This window comes from Bordetella genomosp. 11 (genome assembly GCF_002261215.1).
Taxonomy (GTDB): domain Bacteria; phylum Pseudomonadota; class Gammaproteobacteria; order Burkholderiales; family Burkholderiaceae_B; genus Bordetella_C.
In genome coordinates this window covers 3,935,407-3,952,197 of the sequence record NZ_NEVS01000004.1, presented here as the reverse complement: position 1 = coordinate 3,952,197, position 16,791 = coordinate 3,935,407, and the positions used below count along the sequence as shown (strand labels likewise).

The window sequence follows — 16,791 nt, the reverse complement described above, 5'->3', positions numbered from 1 at the left end:
CGGACGTTATCGCGGGGCGGATGCCGCCAGCTCCCGCCGCAGCGCGGCGAGGACGGGCTCGGCATCGGGGCGCACGCCATGCCAGATGAAAAAGCTTTCCGCCGCCTGGCCCACCAGCATGCCCAGGCCGTCGGCCGTGGCAGCGGCGCCTTCGGCCTCGGCCTGGCGCATGAAAGGCGTGGGTTGCGCGCCGTACATCATGTCGTAGGCCAGCGCGCCGTCGGCGTACAGGCCGGTGGGCAGATCGGGTGCCGCGTCGCCCAGGCTGCTGGCGGTGGCGTTGATCACGATGTCCCAGGGCCCGCCCTTGTGCGCCTCCGGCAGGCCGCCGGCGCTGACCGTCGGCGATGCGGCGCCGGTCGCGCGCAGCCATTCGGCGGCCAGCGCGTGGGCGCGTTCGGCGGTGCGGTTGACGATGTGGATGCGCGCGCAGCCGGCCTCGGCCAGCGGCTGCAGCACGCCGCGGGCGGCGCCGCCCGCGCCCGCCATCAGGACGCGGGCACCCGCCAGCTCCGCCCCCAGGCGGCGCAGATCGGCGACCAGGCCCACGCCGTCGGTATTGCAGCCGTGCAGCACGCCGTCGCGCACCCACAAGGTGTTGACCGCGCCCGCCAGGCGGGCACGATCGCTCAGCCTGGGTGCGGCCAGGGACCAGGCTTCCTGCTTGAAGGGCACCGTCACGTTCAGCCCGCGCCCGCCGCCGGCGAAGAAGTCGCGTACCGCCGCTTCGAATCCGTCCAGGGGCGCCGGGAGCAGGCCGTATTGCAGGGCGATGCCGGTCTGTTCGCCGAACATGGCGTGGATGCGCGGCGAGCGGCTGTGCGTCACGGGATTGCCGATGACGGCATAGCGGGGCGGCATCGCCGCGCCCGGCACGGCCGTGGCGGGGGAAAGATCGGTCATGGCGCCCGGGTCTCCAGCGTGTCGTTGACGAAGTTCCAGGTGCGCGTGATGGCCAGTATGTCGGTATCGCGCGCGATATCCGGCGGAAATGGCGCGAACGGCGCCGCCAGCTGGACGATGCGGCGGGCCGCCTGGTTCAGCACCGGGTATTTCGAGGGCGTGTCGATTTCCACGTCGGCGACGCTGCCGTCCGACCGCACGTAGACCGTCATGCGCAAGGTGCCGTAAAGCTTTCCGCGCGCTTCTTCGGGGTAGTTCTGCGTACCGACCGCTTCCACGCGTGATCGCCACGCATCCAGATACTGCGCGTAGCGCGATGCCTCCGCGGACGGTGCCACGAAGGCGCGGCGGGGGCGCTTGTTGTAGGCCTGTACGCGGGCGGCCAGGGCCGCGACCTGGGCGTTCTGCAGCACGCTGTCCTGGTCCTGGTCCTCGCGGCCCGGCGTGGTGGCGTCGGGGACGGGTTCTCCGGACTGGCGCGGCGCATTGGCCTGGGTACTGGCCTGCAGCTGCGACAGCAGGCGCTGCTGGGTTTCCTCCAGCGCCGCCTGCCGCTTGCGCATGGCTTGCAGCACCACCGCGCTGGGCGCGTCCCCGGATTGCGGCAGGGGCGATTGCGCCATGCCCTTTTCCGCGTCGCCGCCGCCTTCCACATTGGCCTGGGCGTGCGCCTCCGGCTTGGCGGGCGCATTGTCGGTCTTGGCGTTGACCAGGATGATTTCCAGCGATTGCGCCGGGGGCCGCGACGGCATGGACGGCGCGAAGCGCACCGCCAGGATCGCCCCATGGACGATCAGCGAGATCGCCAGGGCCAGCCACAGGTGGTGTTGGGCGGGCGCGCCCATCCAGTGGGCGGCCCGCGTCAGGGAGGATTCGGAATCGTCGTGCACGGACGCATTTTAGTCGTCTTGCGAGACGGCGGCGTCCGTGGCGGCGATCCTACCCGTTGGGCGGAAAAATCCACATCTGCGAGGCCGGCAGCGACAGCCGGTGCGCGCCCGGCGCACGGTTTTCCTGTCCGTAGGCCCGCAACGCCATGGCGCTGACCGATTCTTCGCCCGGGGGGCGGAAGACGTATTCCCAGCGGTCTCCCAGATACATGCTCGTCATCAGGCGCATGTCGAGGTGGTTGCCCTGCGCGTCTTCGCCCAGGCGCACCTGTTCCACGCGGATGACGCCGATCGCGTCCTGGCCGGCCTGTACTCCCGCGCCGGCCTTGCCCCACAGCGCCCATCCCGGGCCTTCCAGCCGGGCCTGGCCGTCGCGGATCTCCGTGATGCGCCCGTTCAGCCGGTTGTTGCTGCCCATGAATTCCGCGCAGAACAGCGTGGCGGGCGCCCCGTACATATCCTGGGGCGTCCCTTGCTGCTCGATGCGGCCGTTGTTCAGCAGCAGGATGCGGTCGGAAATGGCCATCGCCTCGCTCTGGTCATGCGTCACCATCAGGGCCGACAGCCCCAGGCGCACGATCAGTTCGCGCAGGAAGGCGCGGGCTTCCTCGCGCAGCTTGGCGTCCAGGTTGGACAGCGGTTCGTCCAGCAGGATGACCGGCGGGTTGTAGACCAGCGCGCGGCCGATGGCCACGCGCTGCTGCTGGCCGCCGGATAGCTGGTGCGGATGGCGCTGCGCCAGATGGCCCAGGCCCAGCTGCTCCAGGACCTCCTGCACCCGCTGGCGGGTTTCGGCGGCCGGTGTGCGGCGCAGCTGCAGCGGATAGGCGACGTTGTCGAACACGGTCTTGTGCGGCCACAGCGCGTAGGACTGGAACACCAGGCCCAGGTTGCGCTCTTCCGCGGGCACTTCGCGCCGGGCGGCGCCGTCATAGACCATGCGCTCGCCGATGGCGATCTTGCCGCGCTTGGGCGCTTCCAGTCCGGCGACAGCGCGCAGCAGCGTCGTCTTGCCGCTGCCGGAGGGGCCCAGCAGCGATACGACTTCGCCCTGCTTCAGGGCCATCGATACCCCTTTCAGGACGGGATTGTCGCCGTAGTCCAGGTGCAGGTCGTCAACGGATAGTTCAATCATGAAGTTTCACTCCGAATCGCAGGGCGATGCCCAGGCCGATGACGACCAGCGCGATATTGATAAAGGAGAGCGCCGCCACGATGTCGATGGCGCCCGCGGCCCACAGCGACACCAGCATGGAGCCGATGGTTTCCGTGCCGGGCGACAGCAGGTAAACCCCGGTGGAGTATTCGCGCTCGAAGATCAGGAACATCAATAGCCAGGAACCGATCAGCCCGTAGCGGGCCAGCGGCACGGTGACGTGGCGGGTCACCTGTCCGCGGCGGGCCCCGGCGCTGCGCGCGGCTTCTTCCAGTTCCGGACCGACCTGCAGCAGGGTGGATGAAATCAGCCGCAGGCCATAAGCCATCCACACGACGGTGTAGGCCAGCCATACGCTGAAGATCGTGCTGCGCACGGACCGCAGCCATTCCACCACGTTGTCCCGCAGCCAGTCCGTATAAGGCAGGAAGGAAAGCAGCCCGCCTTCGTCCAGGGAGTTGTCCAGCCAGAGCGGCACGAACAGGAACACCCACAGGAAGGCCAGGCCGGCCAGCAGGCCCGGTACGGCGCGCGGCACCAGCACGCTGTAGTCCAGGAAGCGCGTGACGTGGTCCGGCTTGCGGTGCATGGCCAGGCCGATGAAGGTATAGCAGACCACCGCGAGCGCCCCGCCGAATACCCCGATGGCCACCGAGTTGACGATGGCGCGCAGCAGGTTCGGCTGGCCCCATACCGAGCGGAAGGCGTCCAGCGACAGCACGTCCAGCAGCGACACGCCCATGCCCCAGTTCGAGACGAAGGCGCGCAGCACGACACCGGCCAGCGGCACGAAGATCGTGACGATCAGCCACAGCCATACGACCGTGCTGGCCAGCCCGCGCCACTTGCCCAGGGGCAGCGGCCGCGCGCGCGAGGCCTTGCCCTTGACCGTGACGAAGCGATTGGCCGTGCGCATCAGCCGTCGCTGCAAGGCCACCAGCGGAATGGTGATGCAGATCAGCACCACGGCCACCGCCGCCATCAGGTGGTACGACGGCGTGCCCAGCTTGTTGGTCAGCTTGTACAGATAGGTGGCCAGCACCAGGTTGCCTTCCGGGTCGCCCAGGACCAGCACCAGGCCGAACACTTCCAGCCCCAGGAAAAACAGCAGAACGGAGGCGTAGAGCAGCGCCGGCCGCACCATGGGCAGGCTGACGGACATCATCACGCGCAGCGGCGACGCGCCGGTTACCCGGGCGGCTTCCTCGACGTCCGAGCCCATGCTGCGCAGCGCGGACGAAATGTACAGGTAGGCGTGCGGCACGTGCGTCAGGCCGGCGATGATGACGATGCTGGTCATGGAATACACGTTCCACGGCACGAATCCCAGCAGCTGCTTCGCCCAGATCGAAAAGAATCCCACCGGTCCGGCGGCCACCACATAACCGAAGCCCAGCACCATCGGCGAGACGAAAACGGGCACCAGGATCAGGGGCTGGATCCAGTGCCGTCCCGGCAGGTCGGTGCGTACCATCAGGAATGCCAGCATGCCGCCCAGCGGCACGGCGATGATGAACAGGCCGAACGCAAGGATCAGGCCGCTGACCAGCGCCTTGTAGAAATCCGGGTCGTCGAAAATGAAGCGGAAGGCATCCAGTCCGATTTCCTTCGACGGCGAGAAGAAGGGCGCGGAAAGAAAGCTTTGGTACACGATCAACGACAACGGCACGTAAATGGCCAGGGCGGTGATCAATACCACTACGCCGCGCGGCAATGATTGCCATTTGGTGCGCAATGTCTGCATGGATATTTCCTGGTGTTCGAGCGCAAAGCGCCGGATGGCCGGCGCCGTGCACCGCGGTACGGCAAGGACGGGGCGGCATGGCTTTTGGCGTTGCCGCCCCGCCCGGCGCACGGTCCATATCGGTCCGCGCGCCGACCGTTCCTTGGCACGCGCCGCGCGGCGGCTGGCGCCATGCCCGTATGGCATGGGCCGCTCATCCTGCCGGCGCGGCGGTCTGTTCCCGGATTGCCGGCGGGCTTACTTGCCCGCGGCCTTGCGCCAGTCGTTGATGAATTCCAGGCGCTTCTTCTGCTGCAGGTAGTCCAGCAGCGTTTCGTTGACGGGGATGGGCTTGAGCGACTTGCCCAGCTTCTTGGTCAGGCCGTCGACGTCGTTGTCGCCCGGGATGTCGTCGCGGATCGACGCCATGTCGGCCTTGTTGGCGACCAGGTCCTGGCCCTTCTGCGACAGCAGGTAATCCAGCCACAGCTTGGCCGCGTTGCGATGCTTGGACTTCTTGCTGATGAAGGCCACGCGCGACAGCACCAGCGTGTAGTCGGTCGGATAGACGATGCCGAGCGAAGCGTCCTTGCGGGCGCGTGCTTCGGCGTACGAGCCCAGGATGTTGTAGCCGATCAGGTTCTCGCCGGACGAGACGCGCTCCATCATCGTGCCGGTGGACGATTGCACCACCAGGCCGCCCTTGGCGGTATCGCGCAAGGTATCGAAGTAGTGCGGATCGTTCACCTTGTCCTGCACGGCCAGCATGAAGCCCACCGCGGACTTCTCGATGTCGTACGTCGTGACCTTGTTCTTGTACTTGTCCGTTTGCGTTGCCACCAGCTTGGCCAGGTCGGCGTGCGTCTTCGGCACGTCGGCTTGCGGGACCAGGCGCTTGTTGTAGATGAACACCGCCGGCTCGTAGGTCGTGCCGTAGGCGGCATCCTTCCACACCGCCCAGGCGGGCAGCTTGCCGCCCTCCGGCGATTTGTATTGCAGCGCGTAATCCTTGGCCAGCTGCAGGGCGGAATCCATCGACGAACTCCACACCACGTCGCCGCTGGCGCCGCCGGAAGCCTGCTCGCTGATATAGCGGTTATAGAGCTCCGTGCTGTTCATGTCGTTGTATTCGACCTTGACGCCCGGATAGGTGGCTTCGAAGCCCTTGATGATGGGGTCGGCGGTTTTGGTGTCCGTCGTCGAATAGATGATCACCGTGCCTTCTTTCTTGGCGCCGTCGATGATCTTCTGGTAATCCGACGGATAGCCGGCGGGCGCTTGGGCCAGCGCGTTCGCGGCAGTCAGGGAGAAAGCGGCGGCGCAGGCCACCGCCAGGCGTGACGGGACGAACATGGTTGTCTTCTCCAGTTGGTATCGTGAAGCTGGACGGGCGCCAGCGTGGGCGCATCTTAGTGGCCGCATGCTGTCGCCGTCCTGTCATGGAGCAGAGGGCCGCCACGGCCGTGGACGGGCCGCCGGACGCGTGCCGGCGGCCCGTCCGCGAGAACTCGCGCGGCGAAGAACGGCCCGCGCCGGCAGAATCGTCCCGCTAGGGACCGGCGGGCTTGCCCACCGCCGGCGTGTCGGTGACCAGCCGGGTCCAGTTCTGCACGAAGCGGGCGTGGCGCTGGCGGTCCAGGCCCACCAGAAGCGCGGGGCCGAGCACCACGGGTTGCACGATGGCCTGGGAACCCATCAGGGCCGTGCCCGTGCTCCATCCCGTACCGCTGTCGTCGACCATGGGCCCCAGGCCGCTGACGTTCGAGATCTCCGTCTGGCCCGCCGGTGAAAGCAGCCAGTCGATGAGCGCGCGTCCCAGCGCGGGATGGGGCGCATGGCGCGCGATGAGCGCGGAACGCGGTAGCACCAAAACGTAATCCTGCGGGAATATCACGCCTATCCTTCGTCCCGCCGCCCGCCGTGCCAATGCATAGGATCCCAGGACGTTGTAGCCGATATCCAGCTCATCGTTTTCGATGGCATTCAGGATGTCGGCCGTGGTGGCGCTCAGGCGCACGCCGACCTGGCCCAGCGCATTGGTCAGGCCCCAGAAGTTGGACGACACCTGTTCGTCCTCTTCCGCCAGCAGTTGTCCGACGCTGCTGCGGCCGATGTCATAGGTGCCGACGCGGCCGTGCAGTTTCGCGCGATCCGTTTCCAGCAGGCGGAGCAGTTCCTGCCGCGAACGGGGCACCGTCGCTTCGGTAAAGCGGCGCGGGTTGTAGGCGATGACCGCGGGCTCGAAGGCGAAGCCGAACACCTCGTCGCGCCAGACGGCCCACGATGGCAGGCGGTCCGCGCCGGGGGCGTCGTAGCGCATGGCGTAGCCGTCATTGGCCAGGCGGATCTGCAGATCCGCCGCCGAACTGATCAGGACGTCGGCGTCCTTCAAGCGGCCGGCCACCGTGGCCTCGTACAGTTCGCGGCTGCCCATCTCGCGATACTCCACCGTCACATCGGGCTGCACGGCCTGGAAGGCGACGATTAGCGGCGCGGCGGCCGGCGTGTCGGTCGTGCCGGCGATCACCAGCACGCGGTCCGACGGCTGCGGGGCGAGGAAGCGGGTGATCGTCAGCGGCGCGGACGCGCCCGCGGGCTGCGCGGCTGGGGGCCGTGGCTGTCCTTCCGTTTGCGGCTGGGGTTGAGGCTGAAGCTGCGATTGCGCCGGCGTCTGCGTCGAGGTCTGTTCCCCTGCCGCCTGCGCCACCGTCTTTTCCCACGCCGCCGCGCGCACCGGCGCCGGCGTCCACGCCAGCAAGCCCACCATGGCCGCCGCCACTGCCAGCAAGGCACGCGGGTACACCGGCCGGGCTCGCGGCAGGATCACGCGCGCCGACAGCCCCCCGCCAGGGCGGTCCTGCAACCACAGGGCGCCGCCGTGCGCCTCGGCCACCGTCTTGGCGATGGACAGGCCCAATCCCGATCCCGGCGTGCCTTCGCCGGTGCTGCCGCGCGTGAACCGCTGCTGCACGGCTTGCTTCTCGTCATCGGCGATGCCGGGCCCGCAGTCGTTCACCGTCAATGCGACACGGTAGCCCGCCACGGGCGTGGCCTGGATCTCTACCGGCCCCTCCGGCGCGTACCGCAGGGCGTTGTCCACCAGGTTGCGCAGCATTTCGCGCAGCGCCACCCGGTCGCCCACCACGCGCGCCCGTCGCACTTCCGGCGCGATGGCGATGCGCAGGCGCTGCGCGTCCAGGGGGCCGATGCGGCGGCGCGTTTCGTTGATGGTCTCGGCGATGCCCACGGACGCATGTCCGCGCATGCCGAGGCGGTGGGTGATGGTGGCATCCATCAGCAATTGGTTGATCAGCTGGCTGGCGTGCGTGGCGTTCTGGTGGATGCGGGCGACGCGGGCGCGCAGGCGGTCAGGGTCCGTTTCGTCCATGGCGACCTCCGCCTGTGCGCGCAGCGATGCCAGCGGCGTGCGCACCTGATGCGCGGCATCGGCAACCAGATTGTTCAAGGAAGACATGATGCCGCCCAGGCGGCGCATAAAGCCGTTCAGCGCCTCGGCCAGCCCCTTGACCTCGCGCGGCACCGGGGCGTCGAGCGGCGTCAGGTCGTCCGGCGCGCGGGCGCGCAGCGAACGTTCGATCAATACCAGCGGCGCGAAGGCCCGCTGGATGCCGAACCACAGCAGCGCCAGTGCCACCGGTACCACGACCAGCAGGGGGAGGGCGCTGCGGTTCAGGATCTCCGCCGCCAGCGCATCGCGCGAGTCGCGCGTCTCGGCTACCCGGATGGTGACCCAGCCGGCGTGGCGGCCGGCGGAGATCAAACGCCCCACGGTGGCGATGCGTATCGGTTCGTCGTGGTAGGTGGCATCCGAAAACACCGGTGCCGCCGACTGCGCCAGCGGCAACCCGGGGGCAAGGTCGTCGTAACCCGTGATCGGTTTGCCGGCGGCATTGAGCACGCTGTAGAAAACGCGATCGTTGCCCGACAGCATGGCCAGCGATGAAAACGGCGGTTCGGCGACGACGTCGTTTTCGTCGATCTGCACCGAGCCCGCGATGGTCAGCGCCGAAGCCGCGAGCAAGCGGTCGAAGGCGCGATCCGCGGCGCGGTGCGCGTAATCGCGCAGGAACAGGCTGACCGCGACGGAGGCGCATACCAGCAGCAGGCAGCCCAGGGCGAATACGCGTCCGCGTATGGAAGATGCCGCGCCGATGCTCATTCGGGGCCTACGAGGGTTCGTGCAGGCGTGCCTGGTAGCCGACACCGCGCACGGTCACGATGTCGACGGTCGCGTCGGCGATCTTGCGGCGCAGGCGCGAAACCAGGAGCTCCAGCGCATTGGGCAGGACGTCGTCCAGGTCGAACAGCTGGCTCATCAATCTTTCCTTGGCGACGGTGCTGCCCATGCGATCGAGCAGGATCTCCAGCAGGCGGAACTCGCGCCGTCCCAGGGTGACCGGCACGCCGGCAATGTGCGCCGTGCGCCCGGCCACGTCCAGGGTCAGGTTGCCGTGCACCGCGACGCTGGTGGTGCGGCCCGCCGGCCGGCGCAGCAGGGCGCGCAGCCGCGCTTCCAGTTCGCGCAGGTCGAAAGGCTTGACCAGGTAATCGTCGGCGCCCAGATCCAGCATATCGATCTTGTCCTCGATCTCCGCGCGCGCGGTCACCACCAGGACCGGCGCGTCCGTGCCCGACGCGCGCAGTTCGCGGATGACGTCGAAGCCGCTCTTGCCCGGCAGCATGATGTCCAGCACCAGGGCATCCCATTCCTCGTGGCGGCTCCATCGCAGGGCGCTTTCGCCGTCACGCACCCATTCCACGCTGTGGCCGGACGCGCGCAGCTTGCTTTCGATGGCGTCGCCCAGGTCGGCATTGTCTTCGACCAGAAGTATCCGCATGGTGTCTTCCTCCCGCATCCGGCCCGGCCACAGAGGCGATCGCCGTGCTGCGTTATTCGGTTTCGGCTTCGCCTTCGTCGGATGCCGCCGCCGTCAGTTCGCCGACAAAGCGGCATTCCACTTCCAGCGTCAGTTCGTCGCGATCCAGCAGGTCGATCTCCACTTGCGTGCCGCGCGCCAGCGCGGGAAGGCCGCCCACGCGCGTCACCAGCGGCGCGTTATTGAGCCGCACCAGGTCGTCGCGCAGCACGCTGGCCGTGGTGCGCGCGATCCCTTGCTGCGCCAGCCAGCGCAGGCACCAGTATCGTTCCATGGTGTTCTGGAAGTCGCCCCACGCGGCGTACTGCGCATCGAAGGCGCCGATGATGGCGAACAGGTCCGCGTCGCGCGGCTTGAAGGGCGCGACCAGGCGCGCCGACACGCCGTTGTCGACGGAGGCGATCAGCTGCCACTGGTTCACCAGGTCGACGTAGCGGCGCAGCGGCGAGGTGCTCCAGGCATATTGCGGCACGCCGATGGCCTCGTGCGGCAGGGGCTGCGTACTCATCCGCACGCGGCCGGCCTGCTGCGAGCGGTAGATGCCCGGCACGCCATGCTGCGCCAGCAGGCCGCCCCACAGATTGTTGGCCAGGATCATGTATTCGGCCACCATGCGGTCCAGGGGCGCGTTGCGCTTGCGCGGTACCAGCCGTACCGGGGTGTCGGGATCGTCGGGGTCGCCGTCCACGTAATAGCTGTATTCGACGCGGCTGTTGTTCTCGGGCTTGCCGCGTACTTCGTCGCGCCTGGCGGACAGCGAGCGTGCCAGCCGCCACAGCGGACGCAGCCATTCGGCATAGGGCAGGGGCGCCTGCGGGTCGTCCAGCGCGGCTTCGGTAACCGTCTCGTCCAACTGGTTGTGCCGCAGGTTTTCCTTCACGACGATACGCTCGATCCGGCTTTCGGACGCGAGGATCTCGCCGGTATCCGGGTCCGCGGTCACATACAGCGACAAGGCCGGCACTTCGCGGCCGGCGTCGAGCGAAAACGCCCGGATGACCGCGTCCGGCTGCATGGGGATCTTGTCGCCGGGCATATAGACGGTGGACAGCCGGGCACGCGCCAGCTTGTCCAGTTCGCTGCCGCGCGTGACGACCAGTCCGGGCGCCGCGACGTGGATGCCGGCGCGTACCTTGCCGTCCGGCAGGACGGACACCGACAGGGCGTCGTCGATCTCGGTCGTCGTGACGTCGTCCACGGAATAGATCTCGGCGTCCGCCAGCGGCAGCTCGCGGTCCGGCATGGGGATCGCGACCTCCGGAAAGCCCGTGCCGCGGGGAAAGTACTGGGCCAGGAAACGATGCTTGTGCAAGGCCAGCGCGTGCGGGAACGCGCCCAGTTCCAGCAGCAGGCGGTCCGGGCTTTTGTGCAGCCGCGAGCAGGCGCTTTCCAGTGCCTTCCACTGCATCGTGTTCTTGTCGGGACGCACGACCAGCGTTTCGGCCATGGCCGCGATTTCCTCCGGCAGCTGGCCGGCGACCATTTCTTCCACCCATTGCTGCTGGCGGGCGGCCTGCTGGGCCTTTTTCTCGATGGCGGCCAGCGCCGCGGCCAGGATGTCGGGCGGCGCCGGGCGATAGCGCCCCTTGCCGCGTCGATGGAAATACGCCGGCGCGCTATGCAGGCGCAGCAGCAGCGCCGCCTGTTCGGTCGGCGAGGGCGCGTGGCCGTAATAGTCGGCCGCCAGCGCGGGCGAATCGAATTCTTCCTGCGGCGCGCATTCCCACAGGAATTGCAGGTCGATATCTTCCGCGGCCGCTTCCGCCTGGCGCAGCAGTTCCGCCGGCTCGGGCGCGGAAAAAGTGAAGATCGCGTTGGCCCGCTTGATCTTGCTGCGCTTGCCCGATTCGGACTCTACCTGCAGGCTGGCGTCCGCTTCGGAAAGGATATGTCCGGCCTTGAACTGGCCGTCGTCTTCGTAAAACACGTGCATGGCGAGGTCCATCTGGGGCGCTGCGCGGCTGCGCCGCCCGCGCCCGATCCTGCTTGATTAGTTATTGGTTAGGGCCTGTCGGTACCGGAAGGGGCGTCCAGGGCGAATCCAAGCACTTCCGGCATCCAGACCGCGAAGTCGGACAGGCCGTGGTCGCTGCCTTCGACGATGCGCTGCCTGCAGCCCGCATACCAGTCCCGCATTTCACGCCAGTCGAGCACTTCGTCGCCCGTGGCGGCAATCAGGAAATAGCGCTCCGGATGTGTCGGCCGTTCCACCTTCAAGGCGGCCAGTTCGTCGACGTAGCTGGCGCGGAATTCGAACGGCGCGCCCGAATGATACATACTCTGGTGGCCCACCTGCGTGGCGAGATCGCGCGGCGCGTGCACCGCCGGGTTCAGTAGTACCGCCTTGCAGTCCAGCTGTTCCGCCAGCCAGGTGGCATAGTAGCCGCCCAGCGAGGACCCGATCACCGTCAGGCCGCGGGGCGATGGCCGGCCGCGGCGGGCCAGTTCGTCCAGTTGCTCGCGGGCCAGCGACATGGCCAGGCGCGCCGCCTCGGTCGGGCTGGCCGGTAGCTGCGGGCAGCGCCAGTCCGCCGACAAGCCGCGCCGTGCCATCTCGTCGGCCAGCAGCCGCGCCTTGAACGATGCCGGCGATGAACGGAATCCGTGCAAATAGAGGATCATGGGTGCTCCACCGCCGTGGAGGCAGCCAGCGCGTCGAGCAGCTTGCCATGGATGCCGCCGAAACCGCCGTTGCTCATGACCAGCACATGGTCGCCCGGCCGCGCGGCGTGCGCGATGGCGGCGACCATCGCCTGCAGGTCGTCGTACGCGGTGGCGCGTCCGCCCAGCGGCGCCAGCACCTGTGCCGGGTTCCAGCCCAGCGCGTGCTTGCCCGTATGGGCACCGAAGCAGAACACCAGGTCGGCATCTCGCAGCGCCTTGGGCAGGCGCTCGGCCATCGTGCCGAGCTTCATGGTATTGGATCGCGGCTCCAGCACGGCCAGGATGCGCGCATTGCCGACACGGCGGCGCAGTCCCGCCAGGGTGGTTTCGACCGCGGTAGGGTGGTGGGCGAAATCGTCGTAGACCGCGACGCCGCGCACCGTTCCGCGCAACTCCATGCGGCGCTTCACCCCGGCGAATGCCGACAGGGCCTGCACGGCCGTGGCCGGCGCGACGCCGGCGTGCTCGGCGGCCGCGATCGCGGCAAGCGCGTTCATGCGGTTATGTTCGCCCAGCAGGCTCCAGCGCACCGTACCGATCTCGCTGCCCTGCCGGCGCACGGGGAACGCGCCTTCCGCGTCGGGGGCGCCGGCCTGCCAGTCGCCATCTTCGCCGAACCGGGTGGTTTCGGACCAGCATCCCTGTGCCAGGACCCGATCCAGCGCCTGGGAACGCGTGGGCAGCACGATGCGGCCGCTGCGGGGGATGGTGCGTACGAGGTGATGGAATTGGGTTTCGATCGCCGCCAGATCGGGGAAGATGTCGGCGTGGTCGTATTCCAGATTGTTCAGGATGGCGGTGCGCGGTCGGTAATGGACGAACTTCGAGCGCTTGTCGAAGAAGGCCGTATCGTATTCGTCGGCTTCGATCACGAAGAACTTGCGGCCGGCGTCGAAGCGGGCGGAGACCTGGAAATCCTGCGCCACGCCTCCCACCAGAAAGTTCGGCCGCAGTCCGGCGTGTTCCAGGATCCACGCCAGCATGGCGCTGGTGGTGGTCTTGCCGTGCGTGCCCGCCACGGCGAGCACATGCTGGCCGGCCAGCACATGGTCTCCCAGCCACTGCGGGCCGGAGACGTACGGCGCGCCCGCGTCCAGGATGGCTTCCATCAGGGGGTTGCCGCGGGTTACCACATTGCCCACGACATACAGATCAGGACGCAGGGCCATTTGCTCGGCGCCATATCCTTCAATCAGCTCGATCCCCTGTTCGGCCAACTGCGTGCTCATCGGGGGGTACACGCCGGCGTCGCAACCGGTGACGCGATGCCCCCCAGCCCGGGCGATCAGCGCCAGGCCCCCCATGAACGTGCCGCAGATGCCTAGAATGTGCAGATGCATACGGTTTTCTCCTGCCGGCATTGTAGATGCTGGAGTGAATGCCAACCCGCGCCCTGCCGACGGTAAGATGACACGATGAAACGACGTACTTTGCTCCGATCCCTGATGGCGCTTGGCGGCGCGGCCGGCACAGGTCCCGCGTGGGTGCGCGCCGCTTCCTCCTCCGACCCGGCCGCGGGCCTGTTGACGCAGACCTTCCCCGACTTGCAGGGCCAGCCCCAGCCCTTGGCTCAATGGAAAGGCAAGCCCATGCTGGTCAATTTCTGGGCAACCTGGTGTCCACCCTGCGTCAAAGAGATGCCCGAGCTCGATGCGCTCCATAAACGGCATAGCGGCGTCCAGTTTCTGGGGCTCGCAGTCGATTCTTCGGCGAACGTCGTTAAATTTGTCGCGAAATTGCCGGTCTCTTATACGCTTCTGGTGGCCGGGGCAGGCAGTATCGACTTGATGCGGCGCCTGGGTAACGCCCCTGGGGGCTTGCCTTTTACCGTCATTTTGGCCGCAGATGGCCGCATTACGAAGCAAATATTGGGGCCCGTGGATCCAGCTGGCCTGGATAAATGGCTGACGGAAGTGGCGGCTTAACCGCAATAGACAAATGCGCGAAATTGTCGTAAAAAGCGGGGTTATTCGCGGTTTTCGCGTCAAAAGCCTTCCGGCGTAACCGGGCGGTCACGATCGCGGGACCAGGATGGGCGGCGATGGCCGCCCGTTCCCGATTCATCCGGCAGGCGGTCCGGCGACGCTACGGCGTGGCCGGCGCCGGTCTCCCACTCTGGCAGCGATGGCGCAACGCATACTGGTCTTGCACGGCCCCAATCTGAACCTGCTGGGTACTCGCGAGCCGGGTATCTACGGCAGCCTCACGCTGGGGCAGATCAATGACGGGCTGGCCGCGCTGGCCGCGGACCTCGGGGTTTCGTTGACGGCCTGGCAAAGCAATCACGAAGGCGCCCTGGTCGAACGCATCCAGGCCGCGCGCGATGACGGCACGGACTTCATCGTGATCAACGCGGCGGCCTACACGCATACCAGCGTGGCGGTGCGCGACGCCCTGGCCGCCGTATCCATCCCTTTTATTGAAGTACATTTGTCCAATTTATATAAGCGCGAGCCTTTCAGGCACCACTCCTACTTGTCCGACCTGGCGGTGGGGCTGATCTCGGGCCTCGGGCCCGACGGCTACGAAGCCGCGGTTCGCTACGCTGCGCGCCATTGACTTCGTTCCAGCGGTTTTTCCTGTCTCCAACAAAGCAAAACTCCAATACGGCGCGGCAGTATTGCCGCCCGTCGTCAACATTCCGGGAAGCACTTCTATGGATCTCCGAAAACTCAAGACCCTGATCGACCTGGTGGCGGAGTCCGGCATTGCCGAGCTCGAAATCACCGAGGGCGAAGGCAAGGTCCGCATCGTCAAGTTCTCGCAGACGGTGCAGCCGGTTGCCTACCATCAGCCGGAGGCCATGCCTGCCGCGCCCGCCGCGCCGGTAGCCGCCGCGGCACCTGCCGCCGCGGCCGCGCCCGCGATCCAGGGCCACGTCGTCAAGGCCCCCATGGTCGGCACGTTCTATCGTTCGCCCAATCCCGGCGCGTCGCCTTTCGTCGAAGTCGGCAGCAGCGTCAAGGAAGGCGATCCGCTGTGCATCATCGAGGCCATGAAGCTGCTCAATGAGATCGAAGCCGACAAGTCCGGCGTCATCAAGGAAATCCTGGTCGAAAACGGCGAGCCCGTCGAATACGGCCAACCCCTGTTCGTCATTGGCTGATTCCTCCCATGTTCGAAAAAATACTGATCGCCAACCGCGGCGAGATTGCCCTGCGCATACAGCGCGCCTGTCGCGAGCTGGGCATCAAGACCGTGGTTGTCCATTCCGAAGCCGATCGCGACGCCAAGTACGTCCGCCTGGCTGACGAGTCGGTGTGTATCGGGCCGCCGCCCTCGCGCGAAAGCTATCTGAACATGCCGGCCATCATCTCCGCGGCCGAGGTGACCGACGCGGAGGCCATCCATCCGGGTTACGGCTTCCTGTCGGAGAACGCCGATTTCGCCGAACGCGTCGAAAAAAGCGGCTTCGTCTTCATCGGGCCGCGGCCCGATTCCATCCGCCTGATGGGCGACAAGGTCAGCGCCAAGCGCGCCATGATCGAAGCCGGCGTGCCCGTCGTGCCGGGCTCGGAAGGCGCCTTGCCGGACAATCCGCAGGAAATCCTGCGGACCGCGCGCGAGGTCGGCTACCCGGTGATCATCAAGGCGGCGGGCGGCGGCGGCGGTCGGGGCATGCGGGTCGTCTATACCGAAGCCGCGCTGATCAATGCCGTGACCATGACGCGCTCCGAAGCCGGGGCTGCCTTCAACAATCCTGAAGTCTATATGGAGAAGTTCCTCGAGAACCCGCGCCATATCGAGATCCAGGTATTGGCCGACGGCGGTCGCAACGCCATCTGGCTGGGCGAGCGGGATTGCTCCATGCAGCGCCGCCACCAGAAGGTAATCGAGGAGGCTCCGGCGCCCGGCATCGCGCGGCGGCTGATCGAGCGCATCGGCGACCGCTGCGCCGATGCCTGCCGCAAGATCGGCTATCGCGGCGCGGGCACCTTCGAATTCCTGTACGAAAACGGCGAGTTCTATTTCATCGAAATGAACACGCGGATCCAGGTGGAACACCCGGTGACCGAGCTGATCACCGGCATCGACCTGGTCCAGCAGCAGATCCGCATCGCCGCCGGCGAGAAATTCACGCTGCGCCAGCGCGACGTGGTGCTGAAAGGCCACGCCATCGAGTGCCGCATCAATGCCGAAGACCCCTTCCGCTTCGTGCCCAGTCCGGGGCGGATCACCAATTGGCATACGCCCGGCGGCCCCGGCGTGCGGATCGATTCGCATGCCTTCAATGGCTACTTCGTGCCGCCCAACTATGACTCCATGATCGCCAAGGTCATCACCTATGGCGATACGCGCGAGCAGTCGCTGGCGCGCATGCGTATCGCGCTGTCCGAAATGGTGGTGGAGGGCATTTCCACCAATATTCCCCTGCATCGCGAATTGTTGCAGGATGCCCGTTTCATCGAGGGCGGCACCAGTATCCATTACCTGGAGCAGCGGTTGGCCCAGCGTCCCTGAGGCGCCCGGGCGCATGCCGCCTTGGGTGGGCGGCCGCGTCCATGCGTCCTAGGGCGCGGCTTTCCGGCCCGCTGCGCGGCGCGAACGTACAATATG

14 protein-coding genes are annotated in these 16,791 nt (G+C 67.2%); 4 read left to right on the top strand and 10 right to left on the bottom strand.

Annotated features, from left to right (window positions below):
* Positions 1–6 precede the first annotated feature (6 nt).
* The 10 genes from aroE to mpl form a co-directional block, all read right to left on the bottom strand.
* Positions 7–903, bottom strand: a complete 897-nt coding sequence (aroE, locus tag CAL28_RS25365; protein ID WP_440588413.1) for a shikimate dehydrogenase — start codon at positions 901–903, stop codon at positions 7–9.
* Positions 900–1,748 (bottom strand): TonB family protein, encoded by an 849-nt coding sequence (locus CAL28_RS25360; protein ID WP_094844853.1) that lies wholly within the window; start codon positions 1,746–1,748, stop codon positions 900–902. The genes aroE and CAL28_RS25360 overlap by 4 nt, the downstream gene beginning before the upstream one ends.
* A 94-nt stretch (positions 1,749–1,842) precedes the next feature.
* A complete protein-coding gene (locus tag CAL28_RS25355; protein ID WP_094843887.1) occupies positions 1,843–2,928 on the bottom strand; it encodes an ABC transporter ATP-binding protein in 1,086 nt (361 codons plus the stop codon).
* Positions 2,921–4,693 carry an ABC transporter permease gene (locus CAL28_RS25350; protein WP_094844852.1) on the bottom strand — a complete coding sequence of 591 codons (1,773 nt, stop codon included), beginning with the start codon at positions 4,691–4,693 and terminating at the stop codon, positions 2,921–2,923. Before CAL28_RS25350 ends, CAL28_RS25355 begins: the two co-directional genes overlap by 8 nt.
* Positions 4,694–4,930: 237 nt before the next feature.
* Entirely contained in the window at positions 4,931–6,025 is a 1,095-nt protein-coding gene (locus tag CAL28_RS25345) for an ABC transporter substrate-binding protein (RefSeq protein ID WP_094843886.1), read from the bottom strand.
* A 196-nt stretch (positions 6,026–6,221) separates the two neighbouring features.
* Positions 6,222–8,852 (bottom strand): sensor histidine kinase, encoded by a 2,631-nt coding sequence (locus CAL28_RS30105; protein ID WP_254926229.1) that lies wholly within the window; start codon positions 8,850–8,852, stop codon positions 6,222–6,224.
* Between the two features lie 7 nt (positions 8,853–8,859).
* Positions 8,860–9,531 carry a response regulator transcription factor gene (locus CAL28_RS25335; RefSeq protein ID WP_094843885.1) on the bottom strand — a complete coding sequence of 224 codons (672 nt, stop codon included), beginning with the start codon at positions 9,529–9,531 and terminating at the stop codon, positions 8,860–8,862.
* 52 nt (positions 9,532–9,583) lie between these two features.
* On the bottom strand, positions 9,584–11,503 hold the full coding sequence (locus CAL28_RS25330; protein WP_094844851.1) for a ribonuclease catalytic domain-containing protein: 1,920 nt from the start codon (positions 11,501–11,503) through the stop codon (positions 9,584–9,586).
* A gap of 68 nt (positions 11,504–11,571) precedes the next feature.
* Positions 11,572–12,192 carry a YqiA/YcfP family alpha/beta fold hydrolase gene (locus tag CAL28_RS25325; RefSeq protein WP_094843884.1) on the bottom strand — a complete coding sequence of 207 codons (621 nt, stop codon included), beginning with the start codon at positions 12,190–12,192 and terminating at the stop codon, positions 11,572–11,574.
* Positions 12,189–13,574: a UDP-N-acetylmuramate:L-alanyl-gamma-D-glutamyl-meso-diaminopimelate ligase gene (gene mpl / locus CAL28_RS25320; protein ID WP_094843883.1), complete on the bottom strand. Its 1,386-nt coding sequence runs from the start codon at positions 13,572–13,574 to the stop codon at positions 12,189–12,191. The genes CAL28_RS25325 and mpl overlap by 4 nt, the downstream gene beginning before the upstream one ends.
* Positions 13,575–13,649: 75 nt before the next feature.
* Here mpl and CAL28_RS25315 point away from each other — a divergent pair, with 75 nt between their 5' ends.
* From CAL28_RS25315 to accC, 4 genes are all read left to right on the top strand, one after another.
* Positions 13,650–14,159 carry a TlpA family protein disulfide reductase gene (locus CAL28_RS25315; protein ID WP_094843882.1) on the top strand — a complete coding sequence of 170 codons (510 nt, stop codon included), beginning with the start codon at positions 13,650–13,652 and terminating at the stop codon, positions 14,157–14,159.
* A gap of 199 nt (positions 14,160–14,358) precedes the next feature.
* Positions 14,359–14,793, top strand: a complete 435-nt coding sequence (gene aroQ, locus CAL28_RS25310) for a type II 3-dehydroquinate dehydratase (RefSeq protein WP_094843881.1) — start codon at positions 14,359–14,361, stop codon at positions 14,791–14,793.
* A 97-nt stretch (positions 14,794–14,890) separates the two neighbouring features.
* Positions 14,891–15,340, top strand: a complete 450-nt coding sequence (gene accB / locus CAL28_RS25305; protein WP_094843880.1) for an acetyl-CoA carboxylase biotin carboxyl carrier protein — start codon at positions 14,891–14,893, stop codon at positions 15,338–15,340.
* Positions 15,341–15,348: 8 nt separating this feature from the next.
* Entirely contained in the window at positions 15,349–16,695 is a 1,347-nt protein-coding gene (gene accC / locus CAL28_RS25300; RefSeq protein ID WP_066632233.1) for an acetyl-CoA carboxylase biotin carboxylase subunit, read from the top strand.
* Positions 16,696–16,791: the final 96 nt, after the last annotated feature.